Genomic DNA, 14,995 nt, shown 5'->3' with positions numbered 1-14,995 from the left:
AAACTAGTGGCCTTCTGGAACCCGCGTGTTTCCTGGGCTGTAGCGCGGTGGTATTTTTTTGCAAGGGCTTTTTGTTGCCCTTCGCGCATTGCTCAACGCTCAGTCGGGCGACATAATGTAGCCCCTTTTTTCTGCCCCTACATGTGGAAGGTTCCCGTGACTCAGAAGCCCGACCAGTGTCTTGGTGAATGGATCGACCGTGAAGCACTCGCTGAAGCGATGATTCCGCTTATCGGTCAGCTGTACCGCAATAACAATGTGGTGAGCTCGATCTATGGCCGCAGCCTGATCAACCAGTCTGTCATCGCGATTCTCAAAGCTCACCGCTTTGCGCGCCATCGCTCCGCCGACGACAGCGAACTCTCCGTCCACGAAACATTCCCGCTGCTCAAAGCCATGAGCGAGCTCAAGCTCGGCGCGGCTTCGGTAGACCTGGGCAAGTTGGCCTACAAATTCCGCAAAGAAGGCGCTGGCCGCACCGCCGAGCAGTTCGTGCGTGAAGAAATGGCCGATGTGGTTGGCCAGCAAAACGCTGCCGCCCGCAAAGGCACCGATGTGGTGTTGTACGGCTTTGGCCGTATCGGCCGCCTGCTGGCGCGCATCCTGATCGAGAAAACCGGTGGCGGCGACGGCCTGCGCCTGCGTGCCATCGTGGTGCGCAAAGGCGCCGAGAACGACCTGACCAAGCGCGCCAGCCTGCTGCGTCGCGATTCGGTACACGGCTCGTTCAATGGCACCATCACCATTGACGAAGAAAACAATACCATCACCGCCAACGGTAACCTGATCCAGGTGATCTACGCGAAGAACCCGACCGAGGTGGATTACACCCAGTACGGCATCCAGAACGCCCTGCTGGTGGACAACACCGGCGTATGGCGTGATGCCGAGGGCCTGGGCCAGCACCTGGCTTGCCCGGGTGTCGACCGCGTTGTGCTGACCGCGCCTGGCAAGGGCAAGCTCAAGAACATCGTGCACGGCATCAACCACGCTGAAATCACCGCTGACGACAAGATCGTGTCCGCCGCTTCCTGCACCACCAACGCCATCGTGCCGGTGCTCAAGGCTGTGAATGACAAGTTCGGCATCGTTAACGGCCACGTTGAAACCGTTCACTCGTACACCAACGACCAGAACCTGATCGACAACTTCCACAAAGGCGATCGCCGTGGCCGTAGCGCCGCGTTGAACATGGTGATCACCGAGACCGGTGCTGCCACTGCCGCTGCCAAGGCTCTGCCTGAGCTGGCCGGCAAGCTGACCGGTAACGCGATCCGCGTACCGACGCCGAACGTGTCGATGGCCATTCTCAACCTCAACCTTGAGAAAGCCGCCACCCGCGAAGAGATGAACGAGTACCTGCGCTACATGGCGCTGCACTCCGACCTGCATAAGCAGATCGACTTCGTCAATTCCCAGGAAGTGGTCTCCACCGACTTCGTTGGCTCGCGCCACGCTGGTGTGGTGGACGCCGAAGCGACCATCACCCAGGACAACCGTGTTGTGCTGTACGTGTGGTATGACAACGAGTTCGGCTACAGCTGCCAAGTGGTTCGCGTGATGGAAGACATGGCTGGGGTCAACCCGCCTGCGTTTCCGCGCTAAGCCTTTGCGCTGAATGAAAAAGCCCCGACTGGTTCGGGGCTTTTTTATGCCTGTGGGTTTTGTGGTGTCTGGGAGGGCCTTATCGCAGGCAAGCCAGCTCCCACAGTTGAAATGCCTTTACCTGTGGGAGCGGGCTTGCCCGCGATGACGATGGAAAGGTCAACACCTCCATCACTTGAGTAGCGTGTTGCGCAAACTGTCCGACAGCCCTTTGGGCGCCAGCCAGATACCCAGGTAGGCCTTCGCTAATTCAGCGTCCGGGCTGCTGAACACCACCTGGCCATTAATCTCCAGATTCAACCCGCGCCCCGGACGAAAATCCAGGGCGTAGCGATCACCGCTGCGAATGTCCCGAAAGCGCGCGTGCAGCTTGGCTATCTCTGGGTTCAACCCGGCATTGGCTTGCTGGCGCTCCAAGGTGACGGTGGCCGCCTTGATCACATCATCGCGGTCAATGTCGCGAAAGTAATACAGCGCCAGGCGCACAGCCTTCTGCTGGTCCCAGGCCTGCTTTGCCGGTAGGTCAGCGGGTGCATACAGCGCGGCGGCATACACATCCGCCCAGAGATAGTTGAACACCGCCTGGTTTTTCAGGGCCAGCCCCTCGACCTGTGCGGGGAAGCTTGCCTGCTTGAGCCGCTGTGCATCGTTGGCGTACGCCGTGAGCGACACCATCAGCATCAAACAGAAAAATAGTTGTCGCATAATGGCTCATCCTGAATTCGACGCTGATGTGCGTCCTGTAGTATGGCAACACTGGCCTACGACGCGACCAAGGGTTAATGTTCGCGGCGCTCGGCCTTCTATAGACTGTGCCCCGGTTCACACACTTGAGCCAAATTGTCCTTCATGCTCGCTGGCCGCGGCATGATTTAGCCCGGCGTCCAATCGTACGCCTGGCCTGTTCTGAGGAGTACGCATGGCTGTCTACAACTACGACGTGGTGGTACTGGGTTCCGGCCCAGCTGGAGAAGGTGCGGCGATGAACGCTGCCAAAGCAGGGCGCAAGGTGGCGATGGTTGATAGCCGTCGCCAGGTCGGCGGTAACTGCACCCACCTGGGTACCATCCCGTCCAAGGCGTTGCGTCACTCGGTACGGCAGATCATGCAGTTCAATACCAACCCGATGTTCCGGGCCATTGGTGAGCCGCGCTGGTTCTCGTTCCCGGACGTACTGAAAAGCGCTGAAAAAGTCATCTCCAAGCAAGTCGCCTCGCGTACCGGCTACTACGCCCGTAACCGCGTCGACCTGTTCTTCGGCACCGGCAGTTTTGCCGATGAGCAAACCGTCGAAGTGGTCTGCGCCAATGGCGTGGTCGAGAAACTGGTGGCCAAGCACATCATCATCGCCACCGGTTCGCGCCCGTATCGCCCGGCGGATATCGATTTCCACCACCCGCGTATCTACGATAGCGACACCATCCTGAGCCTGGGCCATACCCCGCGCAAACTGATCATCTACGGCGCCGGCGTGATCGGCTGTGAATACGCCTCGATCTTCAGTGGCCTGGGTGTACTGGTCGAGCTGGTGGACAACCGCGACCAGTTGCTCAGCTTCCTCGACTCGGAAATCTCCCAGGCGTTGAGCTACCACTTCAGCAACAACAACATCACCGTGCGCCACAACGAAGAGTACGAGCGGGTCGAAGGCCTGGACAATGGGGTGATCCTGCACCTCAAGTCCGGCAAGAAGATCAAGGCCGACGCCTTGCTGTGGTGCAACGGCCGTACCGGCAACACCGACAAGCTGGGCATGGAAAACATCGGGGTCAAGGTCAACAGCCGTGGCCAGATCGAAGTGGATGAGAACTACCGCACCTGCGTGCCGAACATCTACGGCGCCGGTGACGTGATCGGCTGGCCAAGCCTGGCCAGTGCCGCCCATGACCAGGGCCGCTCGGCCGCTGGCAGCATTGTCGACAATGGCAGCTGGCGCTACGTGAACGACGTGCCGACCGGGATCTACACGATTCCCGAGATCAGCTCGATCGGCAAGAACGAGCACGAACTGACCAAGGCCAAGGTGCCTTACGAAGTGGGCAAGGCGTTCTTCAAGAGCATGGCGCGTGCGCAGATTGCCGGTGAGCCGCAAGGCATGCTGAAAATCCTGTTCCACCGCGAAACCCTGGAAGTACTCGGCGTGCATTGCTTCGGCTACCAGGCCTCGGAGATCGTGCACATCGGCCAGGCGATCATGAACCAGCCAGGTGAGCAAAATACCCTCAAGTATTTCGTCAACACCACCTTCAACTACCCGACCATGGCCGAAGCCTATCGGGTAGCGGCCTACGACGGCCTCAACCGGCTTTTTTGAGCGGCTCCGGCCGGTGGCCTGAGCCGGCCGGGGAGACCGATTTCAGTAATTCTCGAGGGTGGCAGTGGCCAAACCGGGAAAGTCTGTAATCAGGCTATCTACGCCGAAGTCGGCGAGCCTGCGCATCAGCGCAGGTTCGTTGACTGTCCACACGGACACATGCAAGCCCTGGCGCTGGGCTTTTTCCAGCCGCTCGGGGGTGCACAGCGTCCAGTTCAATGCCAAATACTCACAGCCGTAGTTCTGCGCGACCTTCAGCGGGTCGAGCCAGGCATATTCGGCGACCAGCCCGCGTGACAGGTCCGGGGTGAGTTCCACGGCGGCCTTGAGCACTTCCCGCGAGCTTGACGTGACCGTGACCTTGTCCATCAAGCCAAAGCGCACAGCCATTTCGCGAATCGCCAGCACAGTGGTGGCGGCACGGGTACGCGAGGCGCTTTTGACTTCCAGTTGCCAGTGATCGAAGTCGCACTGTTCGAACAACTCCTCCAGGCGTGGAATCGGGCAGGGGCTTACCCAGCCTGGGCCGCCTTTGCGCGCGTCCATTTTCACCAGATCAGCCGCCGAGTACTCGACGACCTTGCCGCGCCGGTCGGTGGTGCGCTTGAGGGTCGGGTCGTGGATGACCATCAACTCGCCGTCCATGGACAGGTGCAAGTCCAGTTCGCAACGACGTACGCCGTGTTTGAGACATTCCTGAAAACTGGTCAGGGTATTTTCCGGTGCTTCGCCTTTGGCACCGCGGTGGCCGTAAATCAGGGTCACAGTTGCTCCTTTGCGCCAGGATGGCTGGCGTCGTGAATACGCATTCAGAGGTCTTCGCTTTGTTCTCGCGCCAGGCGGCGTTCCTGGGCCTGTTTCTGCAGGATATAGCGCGCCAGCAGTTGGCGTTGGGCGTCGGTCATGGACTCGAACTCCGTGCCCACATCAAAGCCGTCGCCCTTGGGGTCGCAATGGGTCACCCGCGCGCGCAGCAACAGGCCGAGCGCCTGGGGCATCAGCACCAGCTTGACCGCCAGGTGAGTGTCGGCGGCCAGCGGTGTCGGGTGCTGGAAGTCGATGCCGCCCTCGGAGAGGATCACCGGTTGCGGCGCACCCACCTCGTTCAGCAAACCGCGAGCCATGACCTGGCTGAGCAGATCCAGGCGTTTGTTCTGCACTTTGAGGAAGGCCGCCAGGCTGCGGTCTTTCTCGCTGATCTGGCGCAGCAGGTGCTGGGCTTCGAATTCGCTCAAGTGCAGCTCGCTGAGCAGATTGAACAGCGGTGAATCATCCAGCAACACTTCCTTGCTCGCCGCGTCGGGGCCCGACAGGGATTTGATTTGAAGTGCGATCATGTCGTCGATACGGTAGTATTCGCGGCGCTCTTCTTCATCTAATGTCGACATGGCGAACCCCAGGTAACGGTAATGGTCTGAGTGTAAAGCTGCTGACCAGACCCCGCCACCGGGACGTCTTCTTTTCCTCCGAACAAGCCCCGACATGTTCAGACCTCTCTTCGTATTTATCGGCACGCGTTATACCCGTGCAAAGCGTCGCAATCATTTTGTGTCGTTCATTTCCTTGACCTCGATGATCGGTCTCGCCCTGGGCGTGGTCGTGATGATCGTGGTGCTGTCGGTGATGAATGGCTTCGATCATGAGATGCGCACCCGCGTGCTGGGCATGGTGCCCCACGCGACCATCGAGGGCGATGCGCCCATCAACGACTGGCAAAGCCTGGCCGCCAAGGTCCAGCAGAACCCCAAGGTGGTGGCGGTAGCGCCGTTTACCCAGATGCAGGGGTTGCTGACCAATGACGGCAAAGTGCAGAAGATCCTGCTCAACGGCATCGACCCGGCCCAGGAGCGCAACGTCTCGATCATCGACAAGTTCATGCTGCAAGGTAAGCTCGACGAGCTGTCGCCGGGCAGCTTTGGCATCGTCATCGGTGACAAGGCCGCGGCCAAGCTGGGCGTGGGGGTTGGCGACAAGCTGACCTTCGTCGCCCCGGAAGTCACCGTGACCCCGGCCGGCATGTTCCCGCGCATGAAGCGCTTTACCGTGGTGGGCACCTTCCACGTCGGCGCTGGCGAGATCGACGGTTACATCGGCCTGACCAATCTCACCGACCTGGCCCGCCTGCATCGCTGGCAGCCCGACCAGGTGCAGGGCCTGCGCCTGAAATTCAACGACCTGTTCGATGCGCCGCGCGGCGCCTGGGAAATTGCCCAGCACCTGGGTGAGACCGAGTACTACGCTCGCGACTGGACCCGCACCCACGGCAACCTGTATCAGGCCATCCGCATGGAAAAAGCCATGATCGGCCTGTTGTTGTTGCTGATCGTCGCCGTGGCGGCCTTCAACATCATCTCCACGCTGGTGATGGTGGTGAACGACAAGAAGGGCGACATCGCCATCCTGCGTACGTTGGGCGCCACGCCGGGGCAGATCATGGCGATCTTCATGGTGCAGGGCACCGTGATCGGCGTGGTTGGCACCTTGATCGGCACGGCGGTGGGCATTTTGGCCGCGCTGAACGTCAGCGCCGCCATCGCCCTGCTTGAAAAGGTGATCGGCCACAAGTTTCTCAACGCCGACGTCTACTTCATCGATTACTTGCCGTCCCAGGTGCAAACCCAGGACGTGCTGATGGTGGGCGGCGCTGCGTTGGTCCTGAGCTTCCTTGCCACCCTGTATCCAGCCTGGCGCGCGGCACGTACCCAGCCAGCACAGGCATTACGTTATGAGTGAATCGGGCATGAGTGAAAAAGCAATCCTGAGCTGCCGCAACCTGGGCAAATCCTACGAGGAAGGCCCGGAGTCGGTGGTGGTGCTGTCCAACCTGCAGCTTGAACTGCACCCTGGCGAGCGTGTGGCGATCGTCGGCAGTTCCGGTTCCGGCAAGAGTACCTTGCTCAACCTGCTGGGCGGCCTCGACACGCCGTCCCAGGGCAGCGTATGGCTGGCCGGTGAAGAACTGTCGGCGTTGAATGAAAAGGCCCGCGGCCAACTGCGCAACCGCTCGTTGGGCTTTGTGTACCAGTTCCACCACTTGCTGCCGGAATTCACCGCCCTGGAAAACGTGTGCATGCCGCTGTTGATTGGCAAGACCGCGATTCCTGAAGCGCGTCAGCGTGCCACGGCCTTGCTCGAGCGCGTCGGCCTCGGCCACCGCCTGGAGCACAAGCCAGCGGAGTTGTCCGGTGGTGAGCGCCAGCGCGTGGCGATTGCCCGTGCCCTGGTGAACAACCCCGGTCTGGTGATGCTCGACGAGCCGACCGGCAACCTCGACTCCCACACCGCCCAGGGCATCAAGGACTTGATGCTGGAACTGAGCACCCAGATGCGCACCGCGTTCCTGGTGGTGACCCATGACATGAGCATGGCCCGGCAGATGGACCGCGTACTGCATTTGCAGGAAGGTCATCTGGTCGCTATCTGACCTGTTGCAAGCCCGGTTTTTTGAGGTCGGGCTTTTTCATTTTTCCAACGGTGCCCGCGAATGTTCAGACCGTTATCGATTTTTATCGGCACGCGCTATACCCGCGCCAAGCGCCGCAACCGTTTTGTCTCGTTTATCTCGATGACCTCGATGATCGGCCTCGCCCTGGGCGTACTGGCGATGATCGTAGTGCTTTCGGTGATGAACGGCTTTCAGCGTGAAATGAGCTCGCGCATCCTCGGCATGGTGCCCCACGCCACCATCGTCGGCGTAAAGCCGATTGATGATTGGCAGCCGGTGGCCGCGGCCGCGATGAAGAATCCGCAAGTCACCGCCGCTGTGCCCTTCACCCAGATGGATGGCATGTTTTCCTATAAGGGCGCGATGCAGCCCATCGAGATCAGCGGCGTCGACCCGGCTCAGGAAGGCAAGGTGTCGATCGTGGCCCAGCACATCGTGCGCGGCAAACTCGACGACCTCAAACCCGGCGAGTTCGGGGTGGTGGTCGGTGATATCACTGCACGGCGTTTTCGCCTGAACGTGGGCGACAAACTGACCCTGATCGTGCCGGAACTCAGCAGCGCCCCGGGCGGTATCACCCCGCGCATGCAGCGCCTGAATGTGGTGGGCATCTTCAAGGTCGGCGCCGAACTGGATGGCTCCATGGCCCTGATCCACATGGCCGACGCCGCTGAAATCCAGCATTGGCAGCCCAACCAGGTGCAAAGCGTGCGCCTGGCGGTGAAGGACCTGTATGCAGCGCCCAAAGTCTCGGCAGATATCGCCGCCAGCCTGGGCGCGGCTTACAAGCCGGATGACTGGACCCACACCCAGGGCAGCCTGTTCAGCGCGATGAAAATGGAAAAGACCATGATCGGCCTGCTGCTGCTGATGATCGTCGCCGTGGCCGCGTTCAACATCATCGCCACCTTGATCATGGTGGTGAACGACAAGGGCGCGGATATCGCCATCCTGCGTACCATCGGCGCCACACCTCGGCAGATTATGGCGATCTTCATGGTGCAGGGCACCGTGATTGGCGTGGTCGGCACCTTGATCGGCGGCGTGCTGGGGGTGATTGCGGCCCTGAACGTGAGTGAGCTGGTGGGCTGGCTGGAGCGGGTGAGCGGGCAGCATATCTTCAGTTCGGATGTGTATTTTGTCAGCAACCTGCCTTCGGAGCTGCAAGGTGGGGATGTGTTGCTGATTTGCTCGGCGGGGTTTGTGTTGAGCTTCTTGGCGACGATTTACCCGGCGTATCGGGCGGCGAAGATTGAGCCGGCGCACGCCCTCAGGTATTCGTAACCCGCTCGTTCCCACGCTCTGCGTGGGAACGCCTCACCGGACGCTCCGCGTCCGCTGTTAGGACGCAGAGCGTCCCGGAATGCGTTCCCACGCGGAGCGTGGGAACGATCAGCAGTCTCCCTTGGGCAACTTGATCACAAACCTTGTCCAGCCCGCCTGCGACTCACAATAAATCCTGCCGCCATGCGCCCGCACAATCGACTGGGTGATCGCCAACCCCAGCCCGGCATGTTCACTGCTGCCTGCGCGCCTCGACGGGTCGGCTCGGTAGAAACGGTCAAACAGCCTCGGCAGTAACGACGCAGGAATGCCTTCCCCGCTGTTCTCAACCGTCAGTGTCACGCCACTCTCGATCCGCACCCGCACTTCACCGCCCGGTGGGGTAAACCGCAGCGCGTTATCCAGCAGATTCGACAAGGCCCGGCGCAACATACCGCGATCGCCCATCGTCTGGGCGGTGCCTTCGCGCACCAGCGTCACCTGTGCGTCCTCCGCCAGCAGGGTAAAGAACTCCAACAGTGCGTCGACCTCATCGCCCAAATCCAGAGCTTCTCGGCTGGGCATCAGCAAGCCGTGGTCAGCTTTGGCCAGGTACAGCATGTCGTTGACCAGTTGCGCCATCCATTGCAGCTCTTCCAGGTTGCTGTGCAGCGCCTCGCGGTAATCCTCCAGCGGGCGTGGCTGGGTGAGGATGACCTGGGTCTGGGTCAGCAAGTTGGACAGCGGTGTGCGCAGTTCGTGGGCAATATCTGCGCTGAAGGCGGACAGGCGCTGGAACGCATCATCGAGGCGGGCCAGCATGGCGTTGACGGCCTGGGCCAGTTCCGCGAGCTCCACCGGCATTTGTTCTTGGGGTAAGCGTTGCGTGAGGGAGTGGGCGGAGACACTGGCGGCCACTTCGCCCATGCGCCGCAGCGGTCGCAAGCCACTGCGCGCAGCCCAGGCGCCGAGCAGGGCAGTGGCCAGGGCCGAGAGGCCGACGGTCAGCCAGATCAAGCGTTGCATGCGTTGCAGAAAGTGCTGGTGGTGGGTGATGTCGAGGATCAGGGTCAGTTGTGGCGAATCCAGTTGGCTGGGCGTCAAGGGCGCGATGAATACGCGATAGTCGGTGCCTGCGTATTGCAGGCTGTGCAGGCCGGGTGCTTGGGGCAAGGGAAGGTGTGGCGCGCCGTCCAGCCAACGTTGCCCAGCTCCGGTGATGCGCAAGGCGAGGTCGGGCTGGTGATCGAGTTCGGCGCGCAGTTGAGGGGTTTGCCGGGCGAGGTCTTCCGGTGAGGCGACACCCTGCAAGGTGCTGCGCAGGGCCACCAGTTTGCTTTCGAGCTGTTGCTGGTCCAGCTCCATGAAATGCGCCTCGCTGGCCCGGTTGAACAACACCCCGGCGATCAACGAGACCACCGCCGTGCAGGCGGCAAACAGCAGCGCCAGGCGGCTGGTCAGGGACAGGCGCTTGATCACGTGAACCGTTCCTCCAACACGTAACCCATGCCGCGCACGGTGTGGATCAGCTTATTGGGGAAATTGTCGTCGACTTTCAGGCGCAGGCGGCGAATGGCGACTTCGATGATGTTGGTGTCGCTGTCGAAATTCATGTCCCACACCTGGGAGGCGATCAGCGTCTTGGGCAGCACTTCGCCCTGGCGGCGTAGCAGCAGCTCCAGCAAGGCGAACTCCTTGGCGGTGAGGTCGATGCGCTGGCCGCTGCGCTCGACACGGCGGCGGATCAAGTCCAGGCTCAGGTCGGCCAGTTGCAGCGTGGTCTCCTGCGGCATGCTGCTGCCACGGCGCAACAAGGTGCGCACCCGCGCCAGCAGTTCGGAAAATGCGAAGGGTTTGACCAGATAATCGTCGGCGCCCAGCTCCAGGCCATGTACTCGGTCTTCTACGGCATCGCGAGCGGTGAGGAATAGCACCGGGATGTCCAGGCCGCCACTGCGCACCGCCTGCAGGATTTGCCAGCCATCGCGGCCGGGCAGCATCACATCGAGGATCAACAAGTCATAGTCGCCCGTCAGCGCCAAGTGCTGGCCACTGGTGCCGTCGGCCACCAGTTCGGTGGTAAAGCCCGCTTCGGCCAGGCCCTGGCGCAGGTAATGACCGGTTTTGGGTTGGTCTTCGACGATCAGCAGTTTCATATCGGGCTCTTGATAGGGGCTATGTAGGAGCGAGCTTGCCCGCGAAAAACGCCAACGGTAACGCGGGCTGTCAGGCTTGACGCGTTGTGCTCAAGCCCTTCGCGAGCAAGCTCGCTCCTACAAAAAACATTGGGCTTTATACCGTGCTCGTCAGGGGATGGGCGCAAGCTGACAAAGTTGTAATCTAGCAGTCAGCTGGCTGGCAGCGAGGCCATCTTAAAGTGTTGCCCAAGCTGGGTACCTATTTTGGAGAGTGAAAGATGGCGTTGCGTACACCTCTGTTATTGGCAGGCTGCCTGCTGGCGTTGAGTTTCAATGCCCTGGCAGATGCGACTCACACCTACGCGTTCGGCCAGCCGGCCCCGGCGGATAAAGCCACGCGCACCGTTGAAGTCACGCTGCGGGACATTACCTTTGAGCCCAAGTCCCTGGACGTAAAAGCCGGTGAAACCGTGCGCTTTGTGCTGGTCAACAAAGGCCAGTTGCTGCATGAGTTCAACCTGGGAGACGCGGCCATGCATGCCGCCCACCAGAAAGAGATGTTGCAGATGCAAGCCAGTGGAATGCTCACCGCTACCGGCATGGGCAAGATGGATCACAGCGCCATGGGCCACGGCGACATGGGCGGCATGAAGCACGACGATCCCAACAGTGTGTTGGTGGAGCCGGGCAAGACGGCCGAGCTGACCTGGACGTTCAAGCAGGCTACAGGCCTTGAGTTTGCCTGCAACCTGCCCGGGCATTACCAGGCGGGCATGGTCGGCAAACTGACCGTTGAGTGAGGCGTTTGTTAAGGGCGGGAGCAAAGGCTGGTAGACTGGCGCGGTTTATTTAGCCAGGTTTCCGCCATGCATCCCGCAGCCGAACATTCGCCGCTGGGCAAGTCCAGTGAATACATCAGCACTTACACGCCTTCGTTGTTGTTCCCGATTCCACGCGCCGCCAAGTGGGCCGAGCTGGGCCTGAGCGCCGAGACCCTGCCTTACAAGGGCGTGGACTTCTGGAACTGCTTCGAACTGTCCTGGTTGTTGCCCTCGGGCAAGCCGGTGGTGGCCATCGGTGAGTTCAGCATTCCGGCCGACTCGCCGAACATCATCGAGTCCAAGTCGTTCAAGCTGTACCTCAACTCGCTGAACCAGACCGCGTTTGCCGATACGCAAAGCCTTGAAGCCACCTTGCGCACCGACCTCAGCTCTGCGGCCGGCAAGCCAGTGAGCGTGCGCATTCGCAGCCTGGCCGACATCGAGGCAGAAGGCGTGATGGCGTTGCCGGGCGTGTGCATTGACGGCCTGGATATCAACGTCAGCAGCTACGAACACCCACGCCCGGAACTGCTGCGTTGCGATGATTCGCGCGTGGTGGAGGAGAGCGTGCACAGCCACCTGCTCAAATCCAACTGCCCGGTGACCAGCCAGCCTGACTGGGGCAGCGTAGTGGTGGAATACCGTGGTGCGGCGCTGGATCACGCCAGCCTGCTGGAATATATCGTCAGCTTTCGCCAGCATTCGGACTTTCATGAACAGTGTGTGGAGCGGATCTTCCTGGACTTGCAGCGCTTGCTCAAGCCGGAGAAGTTGACCGTGTATGCACGGTATGTGCGTCGGGGTGGGTTGGATATCAATCCGTATCGCAGCACTGAGAACACCCAGTTCCTGAACGTGCGGCTGGCGCGTCAGTAAGCCTTCATACAAAAAACTGTGGGAGCTGGCTTGCCTGCGATTGCGATTTTTCAGTCCTTCATCAAGTGACTGATACACCGCTATCGCCGGCAAGCCAGCTCCCACATTTGGTTTTGTGTTTGGCTTGGGCTCGGGTTAGATGCCGATATTGCCAAGGGTCAGCACGATATTGCGCAACGTCCCGGCAATGCCTGGATGGTCCAGTTCAAAACCTTCCACTGCCCGGTTCACATCGTCAGCGATGCTGGGCGTCTGGGTGGCCGGTTCCATTTCCAACTGGACTTCGAACTTGGCGATCAACTCTTCCAAGGCTTGACGTTTCTCGGCGGGCAACTCGGGATGGTTCTCCAGTTGCTCACGCACAATATCGGCCTGCTGTTGTAACTTCTCGCGATCAGGCATGACGTTCTTTCCTTTTATCGATAGGCACTGGCATAGACCGCGGCGCACGGCGAAAGGTCTACGGGCTGACCTGTAGATTAATCCACTGGGGCCAACTGTGCATGATCTCGATCAGGGCTTCTCGCCCTTGAGCTGGCGCAGGCGGATGTCGGCCAGGCAGGTGCCGAGTTCGCCGAGGTGGTCGATCACCGAATGCACACCCAGGCCATAGAGCGCCACCGTGGCCTTGCCGCGCTTGTGTTCGCGTTGCTGCTCGGTCAGCGCCTGCCATTGCCGGGGCGACAGGCCGCAGAGCGAACCGCAGGAGGCCAGGCCGATGGTCCACAAACCGGCATTCAGGCCCGATTGCAGCAGACGCGGCTCGCCGCTGACCAGTACGCAGCCTTCCAGACGTTCGATGTTCAACTCCATCAGCGCTTGCCAGCAGGCGTGGGGCGCAGGCCAGCGAATGGAGGAGGGCGAGGCGGCCTTGAGCCAGCCCGGCAGGCCGGCGCAGAGTGGCGCGGTCACGGCGGGAGGCAGTTCGTCCAGCCAGGCGCAGGGCACGCCTTGTTCTTTGAGACTGCGCAGGATTTTCAATGCGCCTGGCGTGGCCTCGGCGTCGGCGCAAGGTGAGTCGGTGCGCGCCAGGGAACCAAAATCCACCAGGCAGCCACTCAGGCCAAATAACACGGCGGTCAATGAGGGGGCGGCGGCGACGGCAATCTCGGCGTGTGGCATCTGAACGTCCCTGAAATAGCTGCCACGCTATCGGGGCGGCATGACAAGGGGATGACACTGTCGGTATTTGTAGGAATTTTGTGCATTTTCCCTAAGACGATTCTAGGTAGCTGCCTAAATCGACACTTCCGTCATATACTGACAGCCTTATTCAGGGCATAGCGCCCATGACAGACCATTCAAGGAGCAAAAGCTATGCGCTGGAGCCAGTACTTCGCTCAGCTATCGGTGTGTGCCACCATCCTGTTGGCACCTTTCGCTGCCCAAGCGGCCTCGGAAGATGACCCGTGGGAAAGTGTCAACCGCCCCATCTTCACCTTCAACGATACCGTTGACACTTATGCCCTCAAGCCAATCGCCCAGGGCTATCAGTTCGTCACCCCACAATTTGTGCAGGACGGCGTTCACAACTTCTTCCGCAACATCGGTGACGTCGGCAACCTGGCCAACAACGTGCTGCAACTCAAGCCGCACAATGCAGGCGTCGACACCGCCCGCCTGTTGGTCAACACCACATTTGGCGTACTGGGCTTTATTGACGTCGGCACCAAAATGGGGCTGCAGCGCAGCGACGAAGACTTCGGCCAGACCCTCGGCTACTGGGGCGTGGGCAGTGGCCCGTACGTGATGATCCCGTTGCTGGGCCCAAGCACCTTGCGTGATGCGCCGTCCAAATACGTCGACAGCTACACCCAACCGTACCGCTACATGAACGATATCGGCTGGCGTAACAGCACCTTCGGCCTCAACGTCGTTGACGTGCGCGCCAGCCTGCTCGACAGCGAGAAGCTGATCAGCGGCGACAAGTACACCTTCATTCGTAACGCTTACCTGCAGAACCGCGAGTTCAAGGTCAAGGACGGCAAGGTCGTTGACGACTTTTAAGCTGTGACGTTTTGAAATGAAAAAGGCGACCTTTGTAAGGTCGCCTTTTTTGTGCGCGCTGATCGTTCCCCACGCTTCGCGTGGGAACGCATCCCGTGACGCTCCGCGTCACCCTTGCGCAGGGGCTGGATGCTGCGTTAGCGCATTTTCAGAATCTTGAGGCCCAGATGCTGGTCATCGCCTACTGCCTTGGTCCACACCACCTCGGTATCCGCTTCAAGACCCCTGAGCGCAGCGTGTTCTGAATCAATGCGCACGGTCAGCAGGTCACCCACCGTGAACTGGCGAGGTGCCTGCACTTGCATGCCGGAACTGGAGAGGTCCACGCAGGTACCGGCGATCTCCTGCCCGGCATGGATCAAAGACACATCGGCATCTATTCGCATGCGGATGAAATCGCGTTTTTCGGCGTAGTCGCGCTCGTGTTCGCTCACAGCATCCATCCTTACTTTGCGTTGTGGTTGTGAGGGTTCTTATAACTCCCGGTGATTTGCGGTGTAAAGACGCCCGGCGACCATCGGCATGA

16 protein-coding genes are annotated in these 14,995 nt (G+C 60.5%); 8 read left to right on the top strand and 8 right to left on the bottom strand.

The annotated features are described in order from the left end of the window. Positions 1 to 141: 141 nt before the first annotated feature. Positions 142 to 1,605 (top strand): glyceraldehyde-3-phosphate dehydrogenase, encoded by a 1,464-nt coding sequence (locus tag HBO10_RS01850; RefSeq protein ID WP_032873405.1) that lies wholly within the window; start codon positions 142 to 144, stop codon positions 1,603 to 1,605. A 171-nt stretch (positions 1,606 to 1,776) separates the two neighbouring features. Here the strand turns inward: HBO10_RS01850 and HBO10_RS01845 are convergent, their stop codons facing one another. Further along, positions 1,777 to 2,310 (bottom strand): chalcone isomerase family protein, encoded by a 534-nt coding sequence (locus HBO10_RS01845; protein ID WP_034126651.1) that lies wholly within the window; start codon positions 2,308 to 2,310, stop codon positions 1,777 to 1,779. Positions 2,311 to 2,524: 214 nt separating this feature from the next. On the opposite strand from HBO10_RS01845, the gene sthA reads away from it, so the two are divergent. Next, positions 2,525 to 3,919 carry a Si-specific NAD(P)(+) transhydrogenase gene (sthA, locus tag HBO10_RS01840; RefSeq protein WP_003189670.1) on the top strand — a complete coding sequence of 465 codons (1,395 nt, stop codon included), beginning with the start codon at positions 2,525 to 2,527 and terminating at the stop codon, positions 3,917 to 3,919. Positions 3,920 to 3,961: 42 nt separating this feature from the next. Here sthA and HBO10_RS01835 read toward each other — a convergent pair whose 3' ends face one another. Then, entirely contained in the window at positions 3,962 to 4,684 is a 723-nt protein-coding gene (locus tag HBO10_RS01835) for a glycerophosphodiester phosphodiesterase family protein (protein ID WP_014717518.1), read from the bottom strand. Between the two features lie 44 nt (positions 4,685 to 4,728). Continuing rightward, positions 4,729 to 5,307 (bottom strand): PilZ domain-containing protein, encoded by a 579-nt coding sequence (locus tag HBO10_RS01830; RefSeq protein WP_034126652.1) that lies wholly within the window; start codon positions 5,305 to 5,307, stop codon positions 4,729 to 4,731. Positions 5,308 to 5,401: 94 nt separating this feature from the next. Between HBO10_RS01830 and HBO10_RS01825 the strand changes: the two genes are divergently transcribed. From HBO10_RS01825 to HBO10_RS01815, 3 genes are read left to right on the top strand one after another with little or no spacing between them, the layout of a single operon-like run. Next, positions 5,402 to 6,652, top strand: coding sequence for a lipoprotein-releasing ABC transporter permease subunit (locus HBO10_RS01825; protein WP_034126653.1), 1,251 nt, complete (start codon positions 5,402 to 5,404; stop codon positions 6,650 to 6,652). A 7-nt stretch (positions 6,653 to 6,659) separates the two neighbouring features. Beyond that, a complete protein-coding gene (lolD, locus tag HBO10_RS01820) occupies positions 6,660 to 7,343 on the top strand; it encodes a lipoprotein-releasing ABC transporter ATP-binding protein LolD (RefSeq protein ID WP_019818240.1) in 684 nt (227 codons plus the stop codon). Positions 7,344 to 7,403: 60 nt separating this feature from the next. Next, positions 7,404 to 8,648, top strand: a complete 1,245-nt coding sequence (locus tag HBO10_RS01815; protein WP_014717521.1) for a lipoprotein-releasing ABC transporter permease subunit — start codon at positions 7,404 to 7,406, stop codon at positions 8,646 to 8,648. Between the two features lie 108 nt (positions 8,649 to 8,756). On the opposite strand, the gene HBO10_RS01810 is transcribed toward HBO10_RS01815, so the two are convergent. Both HBO10_RS01810 and HBO10_RS01805 read right to left on the bottom strand, forming a co-directional pair. Continuing rightward, on the bottom strand, positions 8,757 to 10,106 hold the full coding sequence (locus tag HBO10_RS01810; protein ID WP_034126654.1) for a heavy metal sensor histidine kinase: 1,350 nt from the start codon (positions 10,104 to 10,106) through the stop codon (positions 8,757 to 8,759). Beyond that, entirely contained in the window at positions 10,103 to 10,783 is a 681-nt protein-coding gene (locus HBO10_RS01805) for a heavy metal response regulator transcription factor (RefSeq protein ID WP_034126655.1), read from the bottom strand. The genes HBO10_RS01810 and HBO10_RS01805 overlap by 4 nt, the downstream gene beginning before the upstream one ends. A 260-nt stretch (positions 10,784 to 11,043) precedes the next feature. Here HBO10_RS01805 and HBO10_RS01800 point away from each other — a divergent pair, with 260 nt between their 5' ends. Together HBO10_RS01800 and queF are read left to right on the top strand one after the other, a co-directional pair. Further along, entirely contained in the window at positions 11,044 to 11,565 is a 522-nt protein-coding gene (locus tag HBO10_RS01800; protein WP_034126656.1) for a cupredoxin family protein, read from the top strand. A 66-nt stretch (positions 11,566 to 11,631) separates the two neighbouring features. Continuing rightward, positions 11,632 to 12,462, top strand: a complete 831-nt coding sequence (queF, locus tag HBO10_RS01795; RefSeq protein WP_034126657.1) for an NADPH-dependent 7-cyano-7-deazaguanine reductase QueF — start codon at positions 11,632 to 11,634, stop codon at positions 12,460 to 12,462. Positions 12,463 to 12,597: 135 nt separating this feature from the next. Here queF and HBO10_RS01790 read toward each other — a convergent pair whose 3' ends face one another. Together HBO10_RS01790 and HBO10_RS01785 are read right to left on the bottom strand one after the other, a co-directional pair. After that, complete coding sequence (locus HBO10_RS01790; protein WP_014717525.1) at positions 12,598 to 12,864, bottom strand: DUF4404 family protein; 267 nt, start codon at positions 12,862 to 12,864, stop codon at positions 12,598 to 12,600. A 111-nt stretch (positions 12,865 to 12,975) separates the two neighbouring features. Then, positions 12,976 to 13,584: a hypothetical protein gene (locus HBO10_RS01785; RefSeq protein WP_034126658.1), complete on the bottom strand. Its 609-nt coding sequence runs from the start codon at positions 13,582 to 13,584 to the stop codon at positions 12,976 to 12,978. Positions 13,585 to 13,779: 195 nt separating this feature from the next. On the opposite strand from HBO10_RS01785, the gene HBO10_RS01780 reads away from it, so the two are divergent. Beyond that, positions 13,780 to 14,469 carry a VacJ family lipoprotein gene (locus tag HBO10_RS01780; protein WP_003189688.1) on the top strand — a complete coding sequence of 230 codons (690 nt, stop codon included), beginning with the start codon at positions 13,780 to 13,782 and terminating at the stop codon, positions 14,467 to 14,469. Positions 14,470 to 14,606: 137 nt separating this feature from the next. Here HBO10_RS01780 and HBO10_RS01775 read toward each other — a convergent pair whose 3' ends face one another. Continuing rightward, a complete protein-coding gene (locus tag HBO10_RS01775; protein WP_003189689.1) occupies positions 14,607 to 14,903 on the bottom strand; it encodes a PilZ domain-containing protein in 297 nt (98 codons plus the stop codon). Between the last annotated feature and the right edge of the window lie 92 nt (positions 14,904 to 14,995).

Source organism: Pseudomonas sp. WS 5503 (assembly GCF_012985385.1).
Taxonomy (GTDB): domain Bacteria; phylum Pseudomonadota; class Gammaproteobacteria; order Pseudomonadales; family Pseudomonadaceae; genus Aquipseudomonas; species Aquipseudomonas paracarnis.
This window is presented reverse-complemented; position numbering and strand designations above follow the sequence as displayed.

Bases quoted from the DNA above. Each gene is read 5' to 3' on its own strand.
- HBO10_RS01800 (WP_034126656.1), top strand. From the start codon at position 11,044: ATGGCGTTGCGTACACCTCTGTTATTGGCAGGCTGCCTGCTGGCGTTG.
- HBO10_RS01805 (WP_034126655.1), bottom strand. From the start codon at position 10,783: ATGAAACTGCTGATCGTCGAAGACCAACCCAAAACCGGTCATTACCTG.
- sthA (WP_003189670.1), top strand. From the start codon at position 2,525: ATGGCTGTCTACAACTACGACGTGGTGGTACTGGGTTCCGGCCCAGCT.
- HBO10_RS01815 (WP_014717521.1), top strand. From the start codon at position 7,404: ATGTTCAGACCGTTATCGATTTTTATCGGCACGCGCTATACCCGCGCC.
- HBO10_RS01785 (WP_034126658.1), bottom strand. From the start codon at position 13,584: ATGCCACACGCCGAGATTGCCGTCGCCGCCGCCCCCTCATTGACCGCC.
- HBO10_RS01845 (WP_034126651.1), bottom strand. From the start codon at position 2,310: ATGCGACAACTATTTTTCTGTTTGATGCTGATGGTGTCGCTCACGGCG.
- HBO10_RS01830 (WP_034126652.1), bottom strand. From the start codon at position 5,307: ATGTCGACATTAGATGAAGAAGAGCGCCGCGAATACTACCGTATCGAC.
- HBO10_RS01780 (WP_003189688.1), top strand. From the start codon at position 13,780: ATGCGCTGGAGCCAGTACTTCGCTCAGCTATCGGTGTGTGCCACCATC.
- HBO10_RS01825 (WP_034126653.1), top strand. From the start codon at position 5,402: ATGTTCAGACCTCTCTTCGTATTTATCGGCACGCGTTATACCCGTGCA.
- lolD (WP_019818240.1), top strand. From the start codon at position 6,660: ATGAGTGAAAAAGCAATCCTGAGCTGCCGCAACCTGGGCAAATCCTAC.
- HBO10_RS01790 (WP_014717525.1), bottom strand. From the start codon at position 12,864: ATGCCTGATCGCGAGAAGTTACAACAGCAGGCCGATATTGTGCGTGAG.
- queF (WP_034126657.1), top strand. From the start codon at position 11,632: ATGCATCCCGCAGCCGAACATTCGCCGCTGGGCAAGTCCAGTGAATAC.
- HBO10_RS01850 (WP_032873405.1), top strand. From the start codon at position 142: ATGTGGAAGGTTCCCGTGACTCAGAAGCCCGACCAGTGTCTTGGTGAA.